The 6,466-nt window shown below is 67.8% G+C and carries 4 protein-coding genes; 1 reads left to right on the top strand and 3 read right to left on the bottom strand.

Annotated elements, in window-relative coordinates; all coding sequences use genetic code 11:
- On the top strand, positions 1-471 hold a 471-nt coding region (locus CH256_RS28055), incomplete at its 5' end, for a hypothetical protein (protein ID WP_094669504.1).
- Here the strand turns inward: CH256_RS28055 and CH256_RS10090 are convergent.
- From CH256_RS10090 to CH256_RS10080, 3 genes are all read right to left on the bottom strand, one after another.
- The gene (locus CH256_RS10090; protein WP_094669503.1) at positions 460-1,920 is read right to left on the bottom strand and encodes a dynamin family protein; all 1,461 of its coding nucleotides are present in this window, start codon (positions 1,918-1,920) and stop codon (positions 460-462) included. The genes CH256_RS28055 and CH256_RS10090 overlap by 12 nt on opposite strands.
- The gene (locus CH256_RS10085) at positions 1,917-3,725 is read right to left on the bottom strand and encodes a dynamin family protein (RefSeq protein ID WP_094669502.1); all 1,809 of its coding nucleotides are present in this window, start codon (positions 3,723-3,725) and stop codon (positions 1,917-1,919) included. Before CH256_RS10085 ends, CH256_RS10090 begins: the two co-directional genes overlap by 4 nt.
- Before the next feature lie 165 nt (positions 3,726-3,890).
- Complete coding sequence (locus CH256_RS10080; protein WP_094669501.1) at positions 3,891-6,404, bottom strand: IniB N-terminal domain-containing protein; 2,514 nt, start codon at positions 6,402-6,404, stop codon at positions 3,891-3,893.
- Positions 6,405-6,466: the final 62 nt, after the last annotated feature.

Genomic DNA, 6,466 nt, shown 5'->3' with positions numbered 1-6,466 from the left:
CGGCCACGGCAGGAGCCATCTCGGCCGGCCCTACCCAAGGTCGCGAGCGCGCTGTGGACTCTGACAGCGGCACTGATTCTCGCGTTGGCCGCCGTCATCGCGCTGAATTGGGAGTCCGTGCTCTCCGGCGTCGAAACTGCAGTGTCACAGCAGGATTCGGCGGCCAGTGCCGCCGACGTCCGCAACACCGCCTCGGCCACGCTGCTGTCCAGTGGTGCCGCAGCAGCGGTGCTCGTGCTGCTGGGATTCGTCGCACTGAATCTGCTGCGCAACGCGGCGGTGTCGTCGAAGGTCCTGATGGGAGCGGTCGGAATCCTGACCATCGGAGCGGCAGTCACGTTCTCGACCTTCGTGTCCGACGCCTCCGCGTTGCTCGGCGGCATTCTGCAGTGGGGGCCGTTCGTCGTGGCCGGCACGGCTGTCGCTGCGACGATCGTGGCCCTCCTGCCCCGGGGATCCTCACGCCAGTGAGGCCAGTATTCCTTCCGCGCTGCGGGCCGCCGTGGCACACGAGGTCGAGGTGAATCGGTCCAACAGTGGATGCGAGGACAGTGCTCGCCACTTGTGTACCGCCGCAAGCGCGGTGTCTCGCTGTTGGGCGTGACCGGCATCGGGAGGCAGGTCGAGGCGTTCGGTGGCGGCGATGCCGAAGCCGCCGATGATGCGCTGCAGCTCGAGCAGTCCGCCGTCGGGCAGTTTCGGTGTGGTGGAGCGCAATCGGCCGAGCAGACGCAATTCGGCGAAGCCGTGCACATCGGCGAGCATTCGTCCGGCTTCGGTGCGCAGCGCATGCGATTCCGGACGGAACTCCAGAATCCGTTGCAGGGCAACCAGAGCCGAGTGCAACTTCAGTTGGTCGGCGCGTTGACCGAATTGCACGTCGATCACCGACCGAAGTTCGGTCAGCCCGCTGCGCTCGACCAGATCGGCGGCCAGCGTGGGCGAATCGCGTACCCCGAGCCGAATCAACGTCACGGCCATCCGAATACCGAACAGCCCGAAACGGTCGACGATGCTGGCCCGCAGCGCCGCGTCGACCGGTAGCGTGCTTTCTGCACGGACGAATCGATCGGCCGAGAGCATTGCCAACTGCAGATCCTCGGTCGGCACCGTGGCCAACATCTCGAATGCCGAGAACTCGTTCTGCCGCAACGTTTCCGCACCGAGCGCCAGCAGACCCGCGACCGGAACCACCGCCTGGCACAGGCCGGTGGCCTCGAGTTCGGACGCGAATCGCGCAGCGACTTCCTTGGCCGACATCATCGCGTCCATCCGCCCCGACCCCACCTCGTCGGCGCGCGAGACGACACCGATCACACCGAGCGGTCCCGAATCACCGCCCACGTGCGCACCGATCTGCCCCAGAAACGACACGTCGGTCGCATTGAGCGTGCGCAGCAGATAGACGACGGCGTCTGCACCCGAGGACGAGTTCTCGGGCGTGAGCATCGCCAACGTACGCGCCGACACGTCTCGCGAGAGCGACGAGGTACCGGGGGTGTCGATGATCGTCGTCTGCGCCAGTGCGCTCGCAGGCCATTCGACGTCCAGTCGGTCGACCTGCGCGGCCGTCAACGACCCGAGATCGAAGGTCAATCGTCCGTCCCGGCGTTGCACCGGCACGTTCGCAGCCCGGTCACCGTCGTACCAGGCCGTGACGGCGGGAGCGACGCCGTTGCGGTACCACGTGACGACCTTCGTGCATTCCGTTGCGTCGGTGGGAGCAATGTCCTGCCCGACAAGCGAATTGAGCAGTGTGGACTTGCCGGCCTTGAGCGATCCCGCGAGTGCCACCCGCAGCGGCTCGTCCAGGCGGTACAGGCATTCGTCGAGCATCCAGGATGCTTCGGCATCACCGGAGTACGTCGATCGTGCCGCCGAGATGAGGTCGCGTGCCCTGGCCAGAGCCGCCACGCTCATACCGCGACGTCCTTGACGAGTCCCACTGCCCGAGCATTCAGTTCGGCCACCACGCGCATGTCGTTCTCCAGCGCAGCGATGCGAGCAGCGCGGTCGGTGTTGTCGGCGGCTGCGGCTTCCTGCGCCGAGCGCAGCGACTCGTTGAGCGACCGCAGCGTCTGCTCGGCGATGGACGTGAAGTGATCACGCAGCACTCGTTGAATCTGCCGCAGCCGGTCCTTGGACTCCTTGCCCACCTGGAAGCTGACGTCGTCGGTGAAACGTCTGATCGCGATCTTGGCCTCGGAACGCCGTTGTTTGACACGGTTCTCCTTGTCCTCCTTGTACGCCTTGGTGCCGAGCAGCACACCCGCGCCGATAGAGATCGGATTGAGCAGACTCAACCCGACGAACGTGGTGATCAGGCCGAACATCAGCACACCGCCGTAGGATCCGCGCATTCCCACCAGCACCTTCTGCGTGATTCCGATACGACCGGATTCCAGATCGGCCAACGACGAGACGGGATCGAGGACGTTGTCCAGATCGCCGACGTCGAGATCGGGTAGCGCTGCCGCCCCGGAGGACGCGAAGTGTTCGGCCACCAGCTCCGAAAGCCACAGTGCCCGTTCGTGAGCCCAGACGAAGTTGTCGCCCACCGACGCAGCGATCTGTTCCTCGAGCCACTCGCCGAGCTGCGGCCAGTCCTTGCCCGGATCCCCCTCGTCGACGGTTTCCTCGGCTTCCCTGGTGACGCGGCGCAACCGGTCGCGCAGGTCGTGATCGATGTCGGAGGCGAGATCGGCGATACCGTCCCCGAGTGTCTGCTGCCACTGCGACGACCGCTTGTGCAGCTCCTCGGCGGCGGCCTTGGCGCGCTGCAGCCCGGCGACGGCCGCGGCAGCGCGCTCCGGATCCTTCAGTGCCGCAAGCTCACTGCCGAGCGACAGCGTCAGGTGCTCGGTGACCGAACGGACGTCGAGCGAGACCGACGAGCGTGCCAGCACATCGGCCCGGGCCACCACGTCGTCACGCAGGAACGCGTAGAGCTGCTGGAAGCCGGACTCGGCGTTGAGCTCCTCGTCGTTCAAACACAGTGCGTGCGAACGCAACAGAGACGACACCGGCAGCATCTGCACGTCGATGCCCGCGCGGTCCAGGTGTCCACGATTGGCCTCGACGATCTGCCGCCAGTGCGGATAGAGATCGATCTTGGTGATCAGCACCGCCACGGCCGGGCACAGGCCCTGCACCTGACGCAGAAACGACAGTTCCGGCTCGGTGAATTCCCGGGAGGCGTCGGACACGACGAGCACCGCGTCGGACGACGGAATGAGCCCCAATGTGCCTGCAGCGTGCGGATTTCCGTGGCCACCGACGCCGGGGGTGTCGACCAGCACCAGACCGTCGGCGAGCAGTGGACTCGCCACCCCGATGTCCAGACGCAACACTTCCCGGCCCTGGGCCAGCGGACTTGCCGGGGTGACCGTCGTGATCTCCTCGGGAGGAACGTCCACTCGGATCGGTTCGTTGCCGGGATCGGCGAGTACGAGCTGCGCGGAAAGGCTCTCGGCGTTGGACACCACCGTCGGGATGGCGGTGGTCTCGTCGTCTCCGACCGAGCACACCGTCAGGTTGAGCAGTGAGTTCACGAACTGGCTCTTGCCCTGCTTGAGCGGTCCGACCACGATGATGCGTCGACGTGGATCCAACACTCTCGAGCGCGCCGCCTGGACTCGATCCACCAGGTCGGATCTTCCCGCCGATGTCGCCACCGCCGCGGTACGGCTCAGTAGCTCGGCCAGCTCCGTAGATTGCCCGTCCATACGCTCGTGTTCACAACCGTTCTCGTCGACTTCCGCAGTACCAGGTCATCCCGCAGGCTCGAAAAACTCCTGCGCGCCCCGAACGAACTCTAGCGACGACTCGGCCCCGAGTGCTGGCGAACACTCGGGGCCGAGTCATGTCGTTGTCTACCCGCAGGCGAACGATCAGGGCTGCATCGGGTCGATGTCGTGATCGACGGTCACATGTCCAAGAGAGTCGGCTGCCGAATCCACCGAACCGTGCAGGCCGGACTCGCTGAACAAGCTCGACTCGGTCTCGCCCTGTCCGAAGACGTCCGAGTCGACGCTCGACCAGCCGGTGCCGGTCGCGGTAGCCGAGGAATCGAACGAGCTGGAGGAATCGAACGATCCCGACGCCGCCGAGGAGAGGCTGCCGCCGGCGTCTGCCAGTCCCTCGACACCCGACTGCAGGCCACCGGTGAGGCTGCCAGCGGCCTGGCCACCGATGTCGGCAGCGGAATCAAACCCGCCGCCCGCGGAAGCCGCAGCGTCCGCACCAGCATCCAAACCCGCACCCACAGTGGACGCGAAGTCGCCTCCGATCGAGGCACCGGTGTCGAGTCCCGCTCCGACGTTCGATGCGATCTCGCCACCCACCGAGGTTCCGGCATCGACGACTCCGCCCGCGGCACCTTCGAGGCCACCGGCAACCGAGCCTGCAGCTCCCGCGGCACCTTCGAGGCCCGCACCTGCGGATGCTGCTGCGTCGAGTCCGGTGCTGATGCCACCGGAGACGGCTCCTTCGAGGCCTGCACCGGCCGAAGCCGCAGCATCCACGCCGCCTGCGACGCCGCCCGCAACTCCGCCCGCGATTCCGCCGCCGAGGCTGCCGAGTCCGGCCAGACCACCGGTCAGGCCAGCACCTGCATCACCCACACCGGCGAGCCCGCCGGCCACATCTGCACCCACGTTTCCGACGGCCGCCAGACCACCGGCCACATCTGCACCCACATTCCCGACGGCCGCCAGGCCACCGGTCACATCTGCACCCACATTCCCGACGGCCGCCAGGCCACCGGTCAGATCAGCACCCGCGTTTCCGACGGCTGCCAGGCCACCGGTCAGATCTGCACCGACGTTTCCGAGGCCTGCGAGTCCTCCGGTGAGGCCCGCGCCCACTCCGCCGAGTCCGGCCAGTCCGCCCGACAGGTCTGCGCCCACTCCGCCGACTCCGGCGAGTGCTGCTTCGACGGTTCCCGAGAGGTCTGCTCCGGCTGCGACCGCTGTGTCGATCGCGCCGACGAGTCCTGCGCTGACATCCGCTCCGGCTCCGAGTGCGGCTCCGAGGTCGAGTGCCGCGCTGGTGTCGAGAACCGATTCGAGTGCGGTTCCGAGCTGGGCTCCGGCTGCGCCGCCGACGCCGAATGCCGTGCCGAGGATGCCCTCGAGGCCGCCTGCCACTCCGCCTTCGAGTCCGCCGGCCAGTTCGCCGCCGATGCCTGCTGCTGCTCCGACGGTGCCCTCGAGTGCTGCGTCGAGAGCGGCGGTGAGGCTGCCGACTGCGCTGGTGTCGAGGTCGAGTGCGGTTCCCAGTGCGCCGCCGACCACTGCGCCGACGCTGCCGCCTGCGGCAAGCAGGGCGTCGACGTCGAGGTCAGCGAGGACTCCGGCGTCGAGGACGGCTCCGAGTGCGCTACCGATCGAGCCTGCGATGGCACCGTCTGCCGCGAAGAGGCCGCCGAGGCTCGCGCCGACTCCACCGGCGATGTCGCCGACCAACGAGCCACCGGCTCCCAGTGCGCCGTCCAGTGCAGCTCCGATGTCGGTGGTCAGATCGGCTCCGATGGTTCCGAGTCCGCCGAGGGCGCCGCCGATTCCCGCGGTCAGAGCGGCACCGAGGTCACCTGCGATGTCCAGTCCGGCTCCGGCACCGAGTACCGCGTCGAAGACTCCGCCGAGAGCGGCACCGAGATCGGCTCCGACGCTTCCGCCGACTCCGAAGGCCGCACCGAGAGCGCCGGCCAGGCCGCCCTGGATATCGGCCAGTGCGCCGAGGTCGACGGCACCGGTCGCGCCGATGGCGGCGTCGAGTGCTGCCTGCAGCTGTGCGGCGATGTCTCCACTGATCTCGCCGCCGATGCCTGCGCCTGCTCCGATCAGTCCGGTGAGTGCAGCGCCGAGCCCGACGGTTCCGCCGAGCAGACCGTCGAGGTCCAGATCCAGACCGCCACCGATACCTGCGCCTGCGCCGAGCAGGGCGTCGAATGCGCCGCCGAACGCGGTTCCGAGCTCGAGACCGATCTGGCCTCCGACAGCCAATGCTGCGGCCAGTGATGCCTGCAGGGATGCCTCGATCTCACCCGCGACATCGATTCCGCCGGTCAGGCTGCCACCTGCTGCGAGTCCGCCGCCCGCCACTGCGCCTGCTGCAAGTCCGAGCCCGGCCGACAATCCGCCGCCGAGGCTCGCGCCGCCGGCGAGTGCACCGTCGAGGCCGGCGGATCCGCCTGCGCCCAGGATGGCCGAGAGCTGGCTGCCTGCGCCGGCGAACAGTCCCGACTCGGCGACCAGGGGTGCCACGGCGACGATGTCGGCGTGGGTGACGTCGCCGAGTCCCGCGGCGGCCAGCGTCATCTCGGGGTTGGCGCAGTAGGCGGCTGCAGCCTGGTCGTCGCGCAGCAGGCCGAGAATGAAATCGAGTACGGCGTTGGTAGCCATCGTGGGTCTCCTTGACGAGTGGTGCTTCGTGGTTGATCACAACGCTAGGCACCGAAGAGCCC

Origin of the sequence: Rhodococcus sp. 05-2254-6 (assembly GCF_002258565.1) — a bacterium.
GTDB lineage: Bacteria > Actinomycetota > Actinomycetes > Mycobacteriales > Mycobacteriaceae > Rhodococcoides.
Note: the sequence above shows the minus strand (reverse complement) of the source record. Positions and strands in the feature narration are given on the sequence as shown.

Bases quoted from the DNA above. Each gene is read 5' to 3' on its own strand.
- CH256_RS10080 (WP_094669501.1), bottom strand. From the start codon at position 6,404: ATGGCTACCAACGCCGTACTCGATTTCATTCTCGGCCTGCTGCGCGAC.
- CH256_RS10085 (WP_094669502.1), bottom strand. From the start codon at position 3,725: ATGGACGGGCAATCTACGGAGCTGGCCGAGCTACTGAGCCGTACCGCG.
- CH256_RS10090 (WP_094669503.1), bottom strand. From the start codon at position 1,920: ATGAGCGTGGCGGCTCTGGCCAGGGCACGCGACCTCATCTCGGCGGCA.